15 protein-coding genes are annotated in these 15,254 nt (G+C 67.3%); 9 read left to right on the forward strand and 6 right to left on the reverse strand.

What is annotated here, in order from left to right; translation table 11 throughout:
• Positions 1-283 precede the first annotated feature (283 nt).
• Both ETD86_RS59195 and ETD86_RS24225 read left to right on the forward strand, forming a co-directional pair.
• The gene (locus tag ETD86_RS59195) at positions 284-3,352 is read left to right on the forward strand and encodes a rhamnogalacturonan lyase family protein (RefSeq protein ID WP_138668452.1); all 3,069 of its coding nucleotides are present in this window, start codon (positions 284-286) and stop codon (positions 3,350-3,352) included.
• Between the two features lie 249 nt (positions 3,353-3,601).
• On the forward strand, positions 3,602-4,162 hold the full coding sequence (locus ETD86_RS24225; RefSeq protein ID WP_138668453.1) for a hypothetical protein: 561 nt from the start codon (positions 3,602-3,604) through the stop codon (positions 4,160-4,162).
• Here ETD86_RS24225 and ETD86_RS24230 read toward each other — a convergent pair whose 3' ends face one another.
• The 3 genes from ETD86_RS24230 to ETD86_RS24240 form a co-directional block, all read right to left on the reverse strand.
• A complete protein-coding gene (locus tag ETD86_RS24230; RefSeq protein WP_138668454.1) occupies positions 4,163-5,833 on the reverse strand; it encodes an arabinofuranosyltransferase AftB family protein in 1,671 nt (556 codons plus the stop codon).
• A 312-nt stretch (positions 5,834-6,145) separates the two neighbouring features.
• Positions 6,146-6,325, reverse strand: a complete 180-nt coding sequence (locus ETD86_RS24235) for a hypothetical protein (RefSeq protein WP_138668455.1) — start codon at positions 6,323-6,325, stop codon at positions 6,146-6,148.
• Positions 6,326-6,607: 282 nt separating this feature from the next.
• Positions 6,608-6,979 carry a DUF5997 family protein gene (locus ETD86_RS24240; RefSeq protein ID WP_138668456.1) on the reverse strand — a complete coding sequence of 124 codons (372 nt, stop codon included), beginning with the start codon at positions 6,977-6,979 and terminating at the stop codon, positions 6,608-6,610.
• A 55-nt stretch (positions 6,980-7,034) separates the two neighbouring features.
• Between ETD86_RS24240 and ETD86_RS24245 the strand changes: the two genes are divergently transcribed.
• From ETD86_RS24245 to ETD86_RS55380, 3 genes are all read left to right on the forward strand, one after another.
• Positions 7,035-7,763 carry a LysR family substrate-binding domain-containing protein gene (locus ETD86_RS24245; RefSeq protein WP_170223239.1) on the forward strand — a complete coding sequence of 243 codons (729 nt, stop codon included), beginning with the start codon at positions 7,035-7,037 and terminating at the stop codon, positions 7,761-7,763.
• 460 nt (positions 7,764-8,223) lie between these two features.
• Entirely contained in the window at positions 8,224-8,700 is a 477-nt protein-coding gene (locus ETD86_RS24250; RefSeq protein WP_138668457.1) for an SRPBCC family protein, read from the forward strand.
• Between the two features lie 753 nt (positions 8,701-9,453).
• Entirely contained in the window at positions 9,454-9,606 is a 153-nt protein-coding gene (locus ETD86_RS55380) for a hypothetical protein (RefSeq protein ID WP_170223240.1), read from the forward strand.
• A gap of 102 nt (positions 9,607-9,708) precedes the next feature.
• Here the strand turns inward: ETD86_RS55380 and ETD86_RS24255 are convergent, their stop codons facing one another.
• Both ETD86_RS24255 and ETD86_RS24260 read right to left on the reverse strand, forming a co-directional pair.
• On the reverse strand, positions 9,709-10,185 hold the full coding sequence (locus ETD86_RS24255) for an NUDIX domain-containing protein (RefSeq protein WP_138668458.1): 477 nt from the start codon (positions 10,183-10,185) through the stop codon (positions 9,709-9,711).
• Positions 10,186-10,215: 30 nt separating this feature from the next.
• Entirely contained in the window at positions 10,216-11,430 is a 1,215-nt protein-coding gene (locus ETD86_RS24260) for a helix-turn-helix domain-containing protein (protein WP_138668459.1), read from the reverse strand.
• Between the two features lie 124 nt (positions 11,431-11,554).
• Here ETD86_RS24260 and ETD86_RS24265 point away from each other — a divergent pair, with 124 nt between their 5' ends.
• The 3 genes from ETD86_RS24265 to ETD86_RS24275 all read left to right on the forward strand — a co-directional run bounded on the left by ETD86_RS24265 (position 11,555) and on the right by ETD86_RS24275 (position 13,502).
• On the forward strand, positions 11,555-11,905 hold the full coding sequence (locus tag ETD86_RS24265; RefSeq protein ID WP_138668460.1) for a hypothetical protein: 351 nt from the start codon (positions 11,555-11,557) through the stop codon (positions 11,903-11,905).
• On the forward strand, positions 11,902-12,363 hold the full coding sequence (locus ETD86_RS24270) for a hypothetical protein (RefSeq protein ID WP_138668461.1): 462 nt from the start codon (positions 11,902-11,904) through the stop codon (positions 12,361-12,363). Before ETD86_RS24265 ends, ETD86_RS24270 begins: the two co-directional genes overlap by 4 nt.
• 548 nt (positions 12,364-12,911) lie before the next feature.
• A complete protein-coding gene (locus ETD86_RS24275) occupies positions 12,912-13,502 on the forward strand; it encodes a DUF4240 domain-containing protein (RefSeq protein ID WP_138668462.1) in 591 nt (196 codons plus the stop codon).
• Here the strand turns inward: ETD86_RS24275 and ETD86_RS24280 are convergent.
• Positions 13,499-14,368, reverse strand: a complete 870-nt coding sequence (locus ETD86_RS24280) for a GntR family transcriptional regulator (protein WP_138668463.1) — start codon at positions 14,366-14,368, stop codon at positions 13,499-13,501. The genes ETD86_RS24275 and ETD86_RS24280 overlap by 4 nt on opposite strands.
• Before the next feature lie 111 nt (positions 14,369-14,479).
• Here ETD86_RS24280 and ETD86_RS24285 point away from each other — a divergent pair, with 111 nt between their 5' ends.
• Positions 14,480-15,190 (forward strand): replication initiator, encoded by a 711-nt coding sequence (locus ETD86_RS24285; RefSeq protein WP_211370270.1) that lies wholly within the window; start codon positions 14,480-14,482, stop codon positions 15,188-15,190.
• Positions 15,191-15,254 lie beyond the last annotated feature (64 nt).

A 15,254-nucleotide genomic window follows, 5' to 3' on the forward strand; every position in this document is an offset into this window, starting at 1 on the left:
GCGGTCGAGCGCCCACCGGAACGCCGTGTCCGACCACGGCCAGCGTCACCCTGGGCCATCGCTACGGATGTGGCGGCGAGAATTCCCCCGGCAACCGTAAGGCGACCTGGCCCCACGGCGCGGCGGTCGGCGGCTCGGTCGTCGCGGCGTCGGGCAATCCCGCCGGCGGCACTACCGCGGAACACTGCCTTTAGTTGATCGGGGCGCAAAAGTAAAGTCTTGGCAAGCGCTTTCCAAAGCGATAAAACGTTCTAATCAAAGATCACTCTGCAGGAGTACGCCCGTGAGGCTCGCACTCATCGCCGCCGCGGTCACCCTGGCCGTCTCGGCGACCCCCGCCGTGGCAGCCCCCCTTGACGCGGCATCCGGACTCAAGTTCGACTTCGGTTCCACCTCCAGCCCATTAGCCGACGGCTACACGCGCGTCGCGCACAACACCCTCTACACCGCCGACGGCGGCTACGGCCTGGACCGGACGGTGGGCTACCGCGACCGCGGCACCGCCGACCCGGTGACGCGGGACTTCACCGTCTCCGCTTCGTACGGCTTCGCCGTGGACGTTCCCAATGGCGAGTACGAGCTCACCGTGATTTCCGGGGACGCCATCGCTCCCAACGTCACCACACTCGCCGTGGAAGGCGAAGACCGCGGCACGATCACGGCGAGCACCGGCGCGTACGGCGACTACACCGGCACCGCCCTGGTCGCCGACGGCCAGCTCAACCTGGGCTTCGGCCGGGACGGCCGGGTGAACGCGGTTCTGATCAAGCCGGCCACCGCGCCCACCGGACTGGCGGCCACCGCGATCAAGGCCACTGCCACTCCGAGCGTCACGCTGGCTTGGAACGCCACCGGCTCCACCGGTTACGAGATCTACCGCGCCGAGAACACCGCAGGTCCGTGGACCAAGCTGGGCGGGAGCTCCGAGCCCGCCTTCACCGACGGCACCCCCGAGCTGGGCCTGACCTACGTCTACGCGGTCGCCGTGCCCGGCGGCACGCTGGGCGCACCGCTCACCGTGACCGTCAAGGACACCACGCAGGCCGCCCCGGCCGTACCCGAGGGCCTGGAGCTGGTCGCCGCCTCCAGCAAGAAGATCACGCTGCGCTGGCGGCCGGTCGAGGGCGCCCTCCTCTACCACCTCTACCGGGACGACCGGCGGCTCGGTGTCGTGGCCGAGGCCGGCTACACCGACGAGCTCGTGCCCAGCGACCGGCACCGCTACCGGGTGGTGGCCGCGGGGACGGGCGGGTTGTCGGCCTCCTCGGCCACGCTGACCTCACCGGTCACCGCCTATCCGCTGCGCCGGATGGCGAAACTGGACCGAGGCCTGGTCGCTGTGCCGACCGAGCAGGGCACTCTGGTGAGCTGGCGGATGCTCGGCACCGACCCGGCCGAGGTGAGCTTCAAGCTCTACCGGGACGGGACGCTCCTCACCGCCACCGACAAGACGAACTACCTGGACCACGGCACCGGCTCCTACACCGTCGCCGCGGTCCTGGACGGCCAGGAGGGACGCCGCTCCGCGCCGGTGCGGCCGTGGGCGGCGGCGTACCTGGACATCTCGCTGGACAAGCCGGCCGCAGGTGTGACCCCGAACGGAGGGAGCTACGACTACCGCGCGAATGACGCGGCCGTCGCCGACCTGGACGGAGACGGGCAGTACGAGATCGTGCTCAAATGGGACCCGTCCAACTCCAAGGACAACTCTCAGGGCGGCTACACCGGTGAGGCCGTCTTCGACGCCTACGAACTCGACGGGACCCGGCTCTGGAGGATCAACTTGGGCCGCAACGTCCGGGCCGGGGCGCACTACAGCCCGTTCCTGGTCGACGACTTCGACGGGGACGGCCGGGCCGAGTTCGTGGTCAAGACCGCGGACGGGACCGTGGACGGCTCCGGGAAGGTGATCGGGGACGCCGCCGCCAACCACAACACCGGCGGCCGGATCCTGAGCGGGCCGGAGTACCTGACCGTCTTCGACGGCCGCACCGGCGCGGCGCTCGCCACCGTCGACTACGAGCCCGCCCGCGGCAACCTGGCCGACTGGGGCGACACCGGCGCCAACCGCTCCGACCGCTTCCTGGCCGCCGCCGCCCACCTGGACGGCGTGCTGCCGAGCATCGTGATGACCCGCGGTTACTACGCCAAGAGCATGCTGGTGGCGTACGACTGGCGGGACGGCAAGCTGACCAAGCGCTGGACCTTCTCCAGCTCGGACCACCCCGGGTACGGCGGCCAGGGCAACCACAACCTGTCCGTGGCCGACGTGGACGGCGACGGCAGGGACGAGATCGCCTACGGCGCGATGACCCTGGACGACGACGGCACCGGGCTCTACACCACCAAGCTCGAGCACGGCGACGCCATGCACCTGGGCGACCTGGACCCGGCGCGCCCCGGCCTGGAGATCGTCGGCGTGCACGAGCACACGAACATGCCGTGCGGCCTGGAGATGCACGACGCCGACAGCGGCGAGATCCTCTGGTGCGTCAAGACCGGACAGGACACCGGGCGCGGCCTGACCGGCGACATCGACCCCGCGCATCCGGGCGAGGAGGCCTGGGCCTCCGCCGGGGCCGGGCTCCGCACCGCCACCGGCGAGCTCATCTCGGCGAAGACCCCGGCGATCAGCAACACCATCTGGTGGGACGGCGACCTGTCCAGGGAGATCCTGGACCACGACTACTCCGCCGACAAGCTGGCCGGCGTGCCGACCATCGGCAAGTGGGACCCGGCCACGCAGACCACGGTGAACATGCTCACCGCGACCGGCACCTTCTCCAACAACACGACCAAGGGCAACCCCTCACTCCAGGCCGACATCCTGGGCGACTGGCGTGAGGAACTGATCGTCCGGACCGAGGATTCCACCGCGCTCCGCATCTACGGCACGCCGTACCCGACGGATCACCGCTTCCCCACACTCACGCACGACCCGGTCTACCAGTCCGGGATCGTCTGGCAGAACGTCGGCTACAACCAGCCCCCGCATACCGGCTTCTTCCTGGGTACGGGGATGACCCCGCCACCGGCGTCGTACCTGACGACCGGCTCCCCGTTGCAGGCCCGGCTCCAGCTCCGGGAGGATCAACTTGACGTGCACCTGCCCGGCGTGGATCGGGGGGAGGGCCAGGGCCGTACCGGGATCCTGCCGGGCACGGTCCGCGCGGTCGCCGACGGGAAGATCGTCGAGCTCGGGGCCACGGCGCTGCCGCACGGCCTGTTCCGCGTTGACGGTGCCGCCATCGACAAGGCGCTGGCCGGGTACACCGGCGCCGTCACCGTGACCGTCACCGGTCACCTGACCGACGGTCGTACCTTCACCGGCCAGGTGAAGATCCGCCCGTGACGTACCGGATCGTTCACCCCCGCTCGTCGGCGCGGGGTGGACGATCCCCACGACCGCCGGAGGCACCACCGCAGAACAGCCTCCAGAGGCTGACGCTCATCACGACGAACAGGGCAACTCCGCCGAGCAGAACCACGAGCACGAAAAGCGCGAACGGATGGTAGATCGTCGGGCCTCCCTGTCGCCATGCTGATCATAGGCAACCCGCGCCCCGACTCCCCCAGCACCCATCTCCACAGGGAGACAGACATGACCGCTCGCGAATACGGACACCAGATCCTTCCTGGCACCGCGGCGCAGACGCGGGGCGTGCTGGACATCGTGCGAAAAGAGGCGAGCGTGGGCCTTCGCAGGGGGTCGCCGTTGCTTGCGGTCCAGGTCTGCCTCGCCGCGTTGCTGATACCCAGGGGCGGGCCGGCGAGCTTCCTGGGCGTGATGCTCGCCCTCACCAGTGCGGTCACGCTCGGTGTCGTCGTCATGTGGCAGCAGGCGCGACGTAAGGAACTCCGCATTCTCCAGACCCATCCGTGGGAGGTCTGGCCATGCCGAGGCGAGAAGGTCCGCGTGGTCTCCTCAAGCGGCACACGAGCCGACGGGCGCCGCTGGAGCACCGGCAGCCGTCTCGTCCTGCTCAGGCCGGACGGCCAGGCGCAATGCTCCTTCCCTGTCCCAGGTCCTGGCATCAAGGACACGGTGTGGTTCGCCGGGGACATCAACACGAGCGGGATCCTCGCCGTCCCGGGCGGGTTGCCGTTCCGGCACGTCACCCGGCAGGGACGGCGCGCCCGTCCTCCAGCACCGCCGGCCTGATCAGGATGGGCAGGTCACGTTCGGGACAGAGAACCTGAAAGCCGTACGTGCCGGCGCGCCCGCAAGGTTGTCCCAGAACCGGCGTGCGGTCAGGGGAGCCCTGGATGCCTCCAGCAGTTCGCGGAAAGGGCCGGTGGCCAGCTCCCCCCTGATCCTTTCCACCTCGCCTTGCAGGCGCCGGTCCCGCAATGGCGTCCCGGGGGCCATGTAGTCGGCGAGGACGTACGCGTTGGGGAGCGGCTTCTCGTGGCCGGTCCTTCGGTTACAGGCCAGTTCCATGTGACTGCCCAGGGCGTTGGCCAGGCCCAGCCGGTCGATGACGAGATCGTCGAGCCGGTACGCGGCGCCGGCCGTACCCATGACATCCTCGGCGACGGCGAGCCGCGCGGGCTGGTCGGTGCGGAGCGGCACCGGCTCCACCCCAGGGACGAACAACAGGCCGGTGGAGTCCGTCAAGCCGTGCAGGTTCCCCTTGGCCCGGACGTACGGCCCGGCGGTGACCGGGTGCGGGTCCCGGGTCCACGCCACGTAGAAGCCGCGCTCGTCGGCGATCCCGTCCGGCCCGATCTTCTGTTCGTACGGCACCCGGAGGAGTGCGGCGCAGAACACGGCCCACAGCAGAACCGCCGCGAACGGGAACACGGTGAGGCGGCTCAGCGGCACCACCAGGACGGGGAGGAGGAGCAACAGGAGCGCCGGCAACATCATGCGGCCGTGCATGAAGTCGCCGCCGACCCGGACGACGTACAGGAGCAACACCAGCCCGGCCGTGATGGGAGCCACCATCAGCACCACGTTCCGGCCCTGCCGGCCGACCCACAACGCCAGCGGGATCAAGACCAGCAGCGGGACCCAGAGATAGTAGGTCAGCACGGTGTCGCCGGCGTAGAGGAGCCCGCGCGCCCACCGGCTGCTCCCCGCCTCCTTGGCGAGGGCGGTATTGGGCATGAGCAGCCCGTAGTAGCCCATCCGGAAGATCTGATAGGTCACCGGCAGAACGATGGCGATCGCCGACCATCGAAAGGCGCTACGCCATCCGGGCCGTCGCATCAAGAGCAACGCGCTGAAGAACACGACCGACAAGGCCAGCGCCAGCTCGGGCCGGACCAGTGGGGCCAGGCCGAGGACGACGACCAGGGAAAGCACCGGTCCCTCGTACGCCGCCCGGACGAGCAGCCACCAGGACAGGCCGATCCACAGGAACGTCAGCCCGGTCTCCAGGCCGGAGGTGGCGAAGTCCCAGAAGGGCGGCACCGCGAGGACCACGAACACGCCCGCGGGCAGGAGCCGGCGGGACTCGCCGTGCAGCCGGATGGTGCCCGACATGGCGCACACCACGGCGCCGACCGTACAGGCGAGGCCGATCAGCACCGAGACGGCGGCGACGTCGACGCGGCTCATCCAGGAGACCGCCGCGACCAGATACGTCCAGAGCGTGCTCGTGCTGGCCTCGACGCGCTCGCCCACATTGAAGACGGGCCCGTTCCCGGCGAGCAGCTGCCGGACGGTCCGGACGGCGATCAGCCCGTCATCGCTGATCCACCGATGCTGCCACCCGGCGAAGGTCATGACGGCCGCGGCCGCTGTGACGATGACCCCATTCCAGATCCGGACAGGTCGCGGGGCCACAGCGATCGCCGGAACCTCATCGACGGCCACAAGACGGCTCATGAACTCCGCATCCGTTAAATTGGCAGGCACCAAGCGCAGCTCGCATCCTAACCCCCTCCGACCTGGCCCTGGGCCGCTGCATCATGGCTGGTGGTGAGCGAAACAGCCCAGGACATCGCACGAGAAAAGGCAGGAGACCTGCGGCTTCTCCTGCTCTGGGTTCCGCAGGAGGACCGCCTCCCTGTCACGGCCCACAACGTACGGCGCGGCTTCCCGCAGGCCGTGAAGGCGGCCGGGGCTCACCGGACGGGAGTGGTCGCCGCGCGCGAAGAAGCTGCGCCCGCGCAGCCGCGGTGTCGCGCGCGTCGAGCCTCACACCTGCAGCATCGACCGCTCCACGAGCGGCTCAGGCGAGCTGAGCAGATCAAAGGACCACTGGACGGTGGTGGCGCGCAGCGTCCAGTGGCGCTCTGGGCCGGTCCGCCGACCGCCGACCCGCCGACCCGCCGACCAAGAGGCGGAGGCGATCGTCCAGTCGTTCCAGTGGGACACATGATCAGCAATTTCATGTGTTTCCTCCTCCCCCCGGCTACAACGGATCCCTCACTGCGCCCCTCGTCGCACCCGCCTTGGTGGCGGAGACGTGGCTACGCCTGTGGCTCCTGTGGAGCCGAGCGACGACGGCACCATGAAGGCGATCCGCCGCGACCCTTGCCCCTCCCCCCGCTCATCCTTGAGAAGGCGGGCCAGGCGCTCGATCAGGAGCCACTCCGAGACGGCCACAGGACTCACAACCCGTCCCCGCAATCGGAAACGGGACAGGACCTCAGCTGTCTAGCGTTGCTTGAGGCGGAGTGCTTCTTTGCGGGTCTCGGCCTGGATGGACCGCTCGCGCTCCAGCCACGCCGGGTTCTCCGCCTTCAGCGCATCGATCTCAGCGGTGGTGAGCGGTGCGGTGATCCCGCCTCTGGTCAGGCCGGAAATGGAGACCCCGAGCTTCGCGGCGACGACCTGCTTGGGGTGCGGGCCGTTGCGGCGCAGGTCAACGAGCCAGGCGGGCGGCGTCGACTGCAACTCGTTCAGCTCGTCCCTGGAGACGACACCCGCCTGGAACTCGGCGGGAGTGGCCGAGAGGAGGACACCCAGCTTCTTGGCCGCGGTCTCGGGCTTCATCGTCTGGGTGGTCTTCGGTTTGGACGAGGTCATGGCGCCAAGCGTAGTCAGTCGGAACGAGTTCCCCTGACATCGGTACCCTGAGGAAGTGACTGATGGAGAGACCGGCGGCGTGTTTCGGCTGGCGTACGTTCCCGGGGTGACACCCGCGAAATGGGTCAACGTCTGGACCGAGAGGATGCCCGGCGTACCGGTTGCCCTGGTCGCGGTTCCCGCCGCAGAGGTGGCGGGACTCCTGCGGGATGGCGGCGCCGACGCCGGATTCGTCAGGCTGCCGGTCGACCGGGACGGGCTCAGCGTGATTCCTCTCTACGTGGAGACCACCGTGGTCGTGGTGCCCAAGGACCACGCGGTGGCCGCCGCCGACGAGGTGGCCATCGCCGACCTGACCGACGACAACGTGTTCCATCCTCTGGACGACACCATCGAGTGGACGGTCCGGCCCGGGCTGCCCGCGTTCACCCGCCCGCGCACAACTGCGGACGCGGTCGAGCTGGTGGCGGCCGGCACTGGGCTTCTCCTGGTTCCGCAGTCGCTGGCACGCCTTCACCACCGCAGGGATCTCACTTACCGACCGGTGCCGGACGCGCCGCAGTCTCAGGTCGCGCTGGCCTGGCCCACGGACGCGACCACTGACCTGGTGGAAGATTTCATCGGCATCGTCCGCGGCCGGACAGTGAACAGCTCGCGGAGCCGTACCCCCACCACCCCTGCGGAGAAACCGGCACAGCGGCAGCCACGAAAGCCCGCACAGAATGGCTCCGGTCGCCGGGCCGCGCAGACCGGCCGTAAAAGGAAGGGCCACCGGCCTCGGTGACCTGCAGAACGTGGTCGCTTGAGCTGATCCGCGGCATCCTCAACCGGGCGGTCGAGGGCGCGAAGCACCGCGGCAAGGTGAGCGGGCCTACATCGTCCTCGCGCTGCCGATCGGCGCTCGTACCGAGCAACTGCGGGCGCTGCTGTGACTCCTGCACTGGATATTGAGCGTAATAGACAGCCACCTGCCCGAACACGGCACATCCGTCCGCCAGCGTCCGGGACCGCGCCTCTCGGTTGTCACGCACTTAGTCAATCAGCTCCCACCCGGCGGTACGTGACGCGGAGCGGCGCCCACGGAGCCGCGCGTCAGGGGCACCGCGACGCTCCTCTACGCGCCGATAGCGGGCGTCGGAAGGGCAGGCGAGGGCGGCGCCGCTTGCCTGCGCGCGTTCCGTTCGGCCGCTACTCGTATCCCCATGGTGGGATGACATCTGCGAGGCGATAGCTAAGATCCGCACATGTCCCGTTTTGAAGTGGCCACTTTGGTTCTCGCGCCGCCGTCGGTCGTCTTCGATGCGTCCTTATCTGTCGAACTGCACACCTCCTCCATGCGCGGCTCGCGCGAGCAAGTAGTCGCAGGAATCACGTCCGGACAGCTCTCCCTGGGCGATCAGGTCACGTGGCGAGCGCGGCACTTCGGCTTCACCTGGCACCTGACCTCGACGATCAGCGCCTACATTCGGCCCTCGTACTTCGTCGACGAACAAGTAAGTGGCCCATTCCGGTGCTGGCGCCACGCGCACACCTTCGAATCGACACACGACGGCGACAGCGGCGTCGAAGCGACCCTTATGAAAGATATCGTCGACTTTGCCGCTCCCGCCGGCCCATTGGGCACTGTCGCCGACGCTCTCGTCCTGCGGCGTTACATGACCAAGCTAATCCTGCTGCGTAACGCGCACATCAGGGAGATGACCGAAACCGCCATGCAGTGACAACCCCATCGTCGTCGGCGCGGATTTAGCGGTGGCCCGCTTTCAGCGTGGGAGTGAGCGTGGTAGTCACTGTCACGCTGTCGACGACGACGATGGATCTTCAGGAGTGCTCGCCCGCGTGAGCTAATGGCACGTTAATGGCACGAAGCCCCGTTTCCATGATCGGAGACGGGGCTCTTTCTGCTGGTGGGCGGTACTGGGTTCGAACCAGTGACCCCTCGCTTGTAAGGCACATCAGGAGAAGCCGGGATCTCGGGTGATTGGGGGCCTCACCTCGGGAAACGTTCCACCCACATCCTCGGCTGTCCACGCTCGTCCCGGGTCGTTGTCACTCAGATAGTCACTCAGTGGGAACGGCCCGGTCGTGCTCCAGGAAGACCGTCTACCTAGCTCCCGTGCCGTGGCTGCGGTCGGTCCGAAGGCGCCACAGCGTAATGGTGCTGCCGCCCGGGACAGACCCTCGGATCGCATGAGGGCGTTTGGGCAAGCGGCGAGCCGCCGTACGGCAGTGCGCCCCGCTTGATCTTCATCAAGGCGATCCGGCAGGATGACCTCAGAAAGAGGGGACTTACCTCCGCGACCCGAGGAGCTGACTCAAGTGGACTTCACATTGGCGTGGGCAGTCATATTAGGGCTCGGGTGCGTCGTTGCTGCATCCGGGATACACACTCGCTACCAAGCGACTCCCCCCGCCCGTTAAGGGGCAGGCGTACGCAATATGAGCCGCGCCGTCACGGCTTGGGACAACTATTCATGGGTCTCTTCTCCGTTTTCCTGTCGCTGTCCCAAATGGTGATGGGCTGGTCACACGCATTGTCCCTGGCGCTGATCTTTCTGGCGATCGGATGCACCGTGGCGGGTTCGTCGTTCTTTCTCGCGGCGATGACCTCCCGCCGCACATCTTGAGCGCGCCCACCCCGTTTGGAGGAATTCGAGCCCCTACCTGGGCAATCGTTCCACCGAAATCCCCGACTGTCTCCTCGCCCCAGACCGTGGTCACCCAGATGATCACTCGGCAGGGACGGTCCAGCCGTGCTCAAGATAAACCGTCTCTCCCAACTCATGCGCGATGGCGGCAGCTTTCAGACGGCGGGCGAGGCGCTCGATCAGGAGACCATCCAACTCGTCAACGCGGTGGAACTCGTACGCGCTCAGCTCGTTGTCAGCGAACGTGATTCCCTTGATCGCCTCGCCGTCGAGAATGCCTCCGTCGAAGACAAACAGGACCTTGTCGCCTTCGTGCGGGAGAGGCGCCCAATCGACCACGAGGAGACGACCGATAGTCGGCTGGATGCCCAGCTCTTCCTGCACTTCTCGGACACACGCCTCGTACGGAGTCTCCCCCGTCTCGACGTACCCGCCCGGGATGTCCATGTAGGACTTGTACGTAGGCCGGACGAGCAGCACACGGCCGCTGTCGTCGAAGAACAGCGCTCCAGCGGCGGCGCGGGCCTGGGCGAACGGTACGGCCTCCTGATCGTTCACGGCCTCGACCTTACGCCACGAAGGCCGCTCTCACACGATGTGTAGACGCCGGGCAAGCGCAGCGAGTGGGAAGCTGGGCTTGCCCTTCTGCCTTCTGATCCATGACATCGTGAGCTGGCGGCTAAGGTAATGATGGCGTACCTGCTCGGGCGCGATGGTCTCGGCCTCCAGCAGCGCCGCCATGGCATCGTCGGTGCGGTTCCACAGGCTCAAGGCGTGCGCCACGGCGAGACCATGGCGAGCGCGACGTTCGATCGGAAGTCCGCTGGTGTCCAGTCTCGGCCCGAGATCGACGGCGACCTGGATGTCTCCCAGTTCGATCGCCGTCGCCACCTCATGGATCCGGACGTTCGTCGGCCCGAACGCGGTCCAAACGTAGTTGGCATCCCTGCCCAGGCGCGTCGCCGACTCCTCCGCCTCGGCAACGAACGCCCGTGTCGTGCTGCGGTCATCGTCTCGCGCCGCCGCCATTGACCCGGCGAGGTACAGCGTGCCGTACACCGACAGCAGCTCAGGCGTGGCGTACGGGAGGTCAGGAGCCAGCAATTCGGCGGCATCCATCGTGAGCTGCTTGGCTGCCTCGTAGCGACCATTGGACAGGAGGGCGTGGGCGACCGCGCGAAGCAATGAGGCAGTGACGAGCTGATCACCAGATTCTCGCGCGAAGGTCAGGCCCCGCTCGGCGGCGATCCACGCGAGATCAGCCTCACCCACCTTGGTCAGGATGCTGGCTGCGGCGTGATAGACCTGCCCGAGCGCTCCCATCGCCGCCATGCGCGCATCGCCGTCCTCAGCACGCACAGCATGATGTGCCTCTCCTAGGAGCCCGGGCAGGGTGCGTATCACGTAGCTGTATCTGGCTCCCTGGTACGCCTGCCACACCTCGGCAAGGGCACGCTGCAGTTCGGCATGGCTCGACGGCTCCGCGTTCTCGATCAGCTCGGCCATTGGCGATAGCTGCCGGTAGTCGGTGATCGCCGCTCGCAGCGCGGGGATGGTCTGATCGCCGCTTTCGTCCGTCCACTCGAACAGGTGTGGCTCGGCCAGCATGTCGCCAAGGGACACGTCCAGCGCTCTCGCCAGAGACTTGATGACGGACAAGCGGTCCAAGGTGATGCGGTCGTTCTCGACCTTGCTCAGCCAATCGGTGGTCCGTCCCACAAGCCCGGCCAGTACATCCTGGGACATCCCACGGCGTCGCCGGTACCAGGCCACGCGCTGGCCGATGGACAGGTTGCTGGTCATTCCCCGCATGCACCTCATCCTCGTTGGATGCCTACGACGGACCCCGGAATTTCTTTCCGGCCTAGCAGCTGGACCGACACATACCGTCACGCTACGTCACCGCTGCACGTGATGGAGGCCACTCATGCAACCACCAAGCCGACACCCCACACCAGAGAAGCACGCCGCCGACGCCCTAGCCGACGCTCTCGCCGCCCAAGGCGTCTCCACAGATGTCCATGATGGCTACGGTCTGAGCCTCGTGTCGGTGTGGATCGGGCTCGTGGTCTGGTGCGACGGCGAGTGGTATTGGTGGCGGACAGGCTGGGACGACCGGCGCAAGCGGGTGCTGTACGCCCGCCATCCGGCCATCGAACCATCACGGGCCGCGCGGCGGATCGCCTTCCGCTACGCGGATCTCCAAAGCCAGCATCCGCTTTCAGGGGGGACTCGTAATCTTCTCTTTCCAGAGGCGGCGGAAGCGAGCCCTCTGTGAAGGAGCCTCGTAAGAAGCTGGGGTGCCGGGTCGAGATCGTGGACATGCTCCATAGTCCCGCCCGCACTCGTGCCGTCGGCGAGTTGCTGATTGGACAGCGCGGGACGGTGGCGGATGTCCTGCGTGGCGGCACGCTGGCACTGGTGGAACTGGATGCCGACTGGGCCGACCTACCGGGCGGGGTGCGGCGCTGGCCTGTCCAGTGGGACGACTTGCTCATCTGCACGATAGAGAGCGGGCCAGACGCCCCTGGCTCCGACTACCGCCTTGGCCTGTCAGGCTCAGGCCGCGACGCGATACAGCACGCAGTTTCAACAGACACCAAGAACAGCCTGTGCGGCGAGGAGGTGTACCCGCTGCACTTCTGCGGTTGGTCCATCTCCTTCACGCCCACTACCAAGCGGGCTTGTGCGATATGTGTCCAGGTCGTGCGGGAACAGGCCACCCCTGACAGGTGATCACCTCGTACGCCGTCGACTCACCGCGTAGCGGCAGCGGGCCGGGGACGGAGTGTCAAGCCCGGCTTCGCGTGTACGTTCGCCGGTCGCGTTCCTCGGTCATGCGTTGTCCTGCCGCCAGAGCCGGGCTTGATGCGGAGGAGCCGGACTGCTGGGCTTGCCTGAGTCGATGGTGTGCGAAGTGATCACTCACCTCGGTGTCGGAGTGCTCCCGCCGGAGGCATGAAGTCTGAAGAGCCGTTTCGCCTCTTGTGAGCGGAGCGGCCGGCGCCCATGCGAAGCACCCGAAGGGCCGCGGAGCGGTGGGGGCCGGCGGCGGCGACGGTGCGGAGATCGGCCTGCGGAGGGCGTACGGCGGCGCGGCGGCCGTGCGGTGGTACGGCCGGAGCCGCTGCCGCCCGGGACCGGCCCCCAGGCCGCACGCCCGGGCGGCAGGCGGGCGCGGGGCCGTGCGCACGGCGGAAAGCGCCGTCGCCTTGAACCAGTAAAGAAACTATGAGCCAGCTCGCCGCCGATTTCGTCGTCGCCTCCTGCCATGATCGCCATTTATGGACATCGACGAGTTCTGGCATCTGATCGAGCAGTCCGCGCGGGAGACCGACGGGAAGGAAGCGCGCCTGAGATGGCTGGAAGAGCAGTTGGCGGGACGTTCCGCCGAGGAGATCATCGACTTCCAGGCTTGGATTCTGGAAGCGCGGCGCAAGGTCGACACCTATTTGATGTGGGGAGCCGCGATCGTCTTATCTCTGGTAGGCGGCGATGACAGCTTCTGGTATTTCCAGATGTGGCTGGTCGGCCTCGGTCGGGAGACCTTCGAAAAGGTCGCCGACGATCCGGACACGCTTGCGGACGTGCCGGAGGCTCAGCGCTTCCTGGCCATGCAGCGAGATCGGATCCCCCGGACTGAGGACGACTGGTCGGAGTTCGAATGCCTGTCCTATGTGGCTCCCAAGGCCTGGAGGAAAATGACAGGCACAGACAGCGACGCCTTGTTTGATGCTCTTGAAGCTCGCGGCTACGTGCTCCGTGCACTGCCCAATCCCACTGACGAGGATTGGGACCCCGAAGATGACGAGGAGGCGGTCCGTAGGGTGCCGCGAAGTCACCGGTACATCCGAGAGCTTTACGGCCGCGTTTAGATCACCAGGTCTATGCCGTTGTCGGCGAGTTCCTGTGGGGTGAGGTCGGCTTCGGGGGCATCGGCGAGTTCGCGGTGGTGGCCGATCTCGTAGCGATTGGCGGGTGCTTTGACCTCGGTGACTTCGATGGGGTGGCCGTTGGGGTGGGCCATGGTGCGGCGGATGATGAGGACGGCTTCGGCGTAGTCCATGCCGAGTGTGGTGCGTTCGTCTTCGTAGGCGATGCGGGCGGTGGTCAGCGTCATCCAACGGACGGGGCCGTGTTCGCGGGTGAGGGACTGGTAGAAGAAGTCGGGGCGCTTGCGGTACTGGGCGTGGCGCTTGGGGTCGTCCCAGGCGGGGAGCAGGTCGGCGTTGGTGTAGGAGTTGATCTCCAGGCGTGCTGATGCGCCGTGGACGGCGGCGGTGTGGCCTCGGTGCCACAGGCTGCGACGGTGGATGACCGGGTGGCCGGAGCGGACGCCGAGCAAGACCGCGACGTTGCGATTGGCGGTGGTCTTCTCGCCGGTGAAGAGCGGGGCCTCGTGGTCGCGTTGGGCGAGGTCCCAGCCGAAGGCTTGGACGTCCGGGTGATTGCCGGGGGCTGCGAGGTCGGGCCGGTCTCGGTCCGTGATGAGGATGGTGCGGCGTTCAGGCATGGGGCGGACGAAGGAGCCGCGTCCGCGCATGACGTAGGCCAGCCCTTCGGAGACAAGCGTTTCGATGGCCTTGCGGACGGTGGGGCGGGAGACGTCGTACTTCCTGACGAGTTCCGGTTCGCTGGGCAGCGCGCCACCGGGCGGATAGCGGCCGTCCAGGATGGCGGCTCGTAGGTCGGTGGCGATGACGCGCCAACGGGCGTCTTTGTCGTCGGTGCTGATCTCCATGATCGGCCTTCCTCGGTAAAGCCTTCAGGACTACTTGTACTACAGGTTGACCACCATGCGCGATGTCTGTCAACCTGTACTACAGGTAGTCAGCAAAGGAGGTGATGCCCTATGAGCAAGGAGGAAAAGCGCGACGATCAGCTATCCGGTGCCGAGTGGATGGCCGATCTGGTCCGCCTGGTCAACGCGCCGGGTTATGGGCGGTGGCGAGCCATGGTCGCGGCAGTCGGCGGGTGCGCCGATCCGGTGCGCCTGGTCGGACAGTCGATGATCGTGGACGCGGGCACGGGCGAGATCCTGCACGCGTACACAACGGATGGTGAGCCCTCGGGATATCTCCTGGTGGCCTGCGGCAATCGGCGGGCCTCGGTGTGCCCGGCCTGCTCTCAGACCTACCAGGCCGACACGTTCCACCTGATCCGGGCGGGACTGTCGGGAGGCAAGGGTGTACCCGAGACGGTCAGCACGCACCCTCGGGCATTCGTCACCCTGACCGCATCCTCCTTTGGCCCCGTCCACTCGCACCGCGACGGGCGTCCCTGCCGTCCCCGCAACCGCGACAGGCTCTGCGAGCACGGGCGGCCGGTCGGCTGCCACGTCCGGCACGCGCCCCAGGACGAACGACTCGGCCAGCCGATCTGCCCCGACTGCTACGACTACACGGGTGCGGTGCTGTGGCAGGCACACGCAGGCGCGCTGTGGCATCGCTTCACCCTGGCCATCGGTCAGGAACTGGCCAACCAGACCGGGATGACCGTCTGTCAATCCCCTCAAAGCGTGGAGACGGATCTATGCCACAGCGGTCCTCAGCAGGGCCGATGAGGCTGTCCTCTTCTCGATCATGTGACGTTCGAATGTGATGGGCGCCAAGCCGTCGTTCGCACTG

It is taken from the genome of Nonomuraea turkmeniaca (genome assembly GCF_005889735.1).
GTDB lineage: Bacteria > Actinomycetota > Actinomycetes > Streptosporangiales > Streptosporangiaceae > Nonomuraea > Nonomuraea turkmeniaca.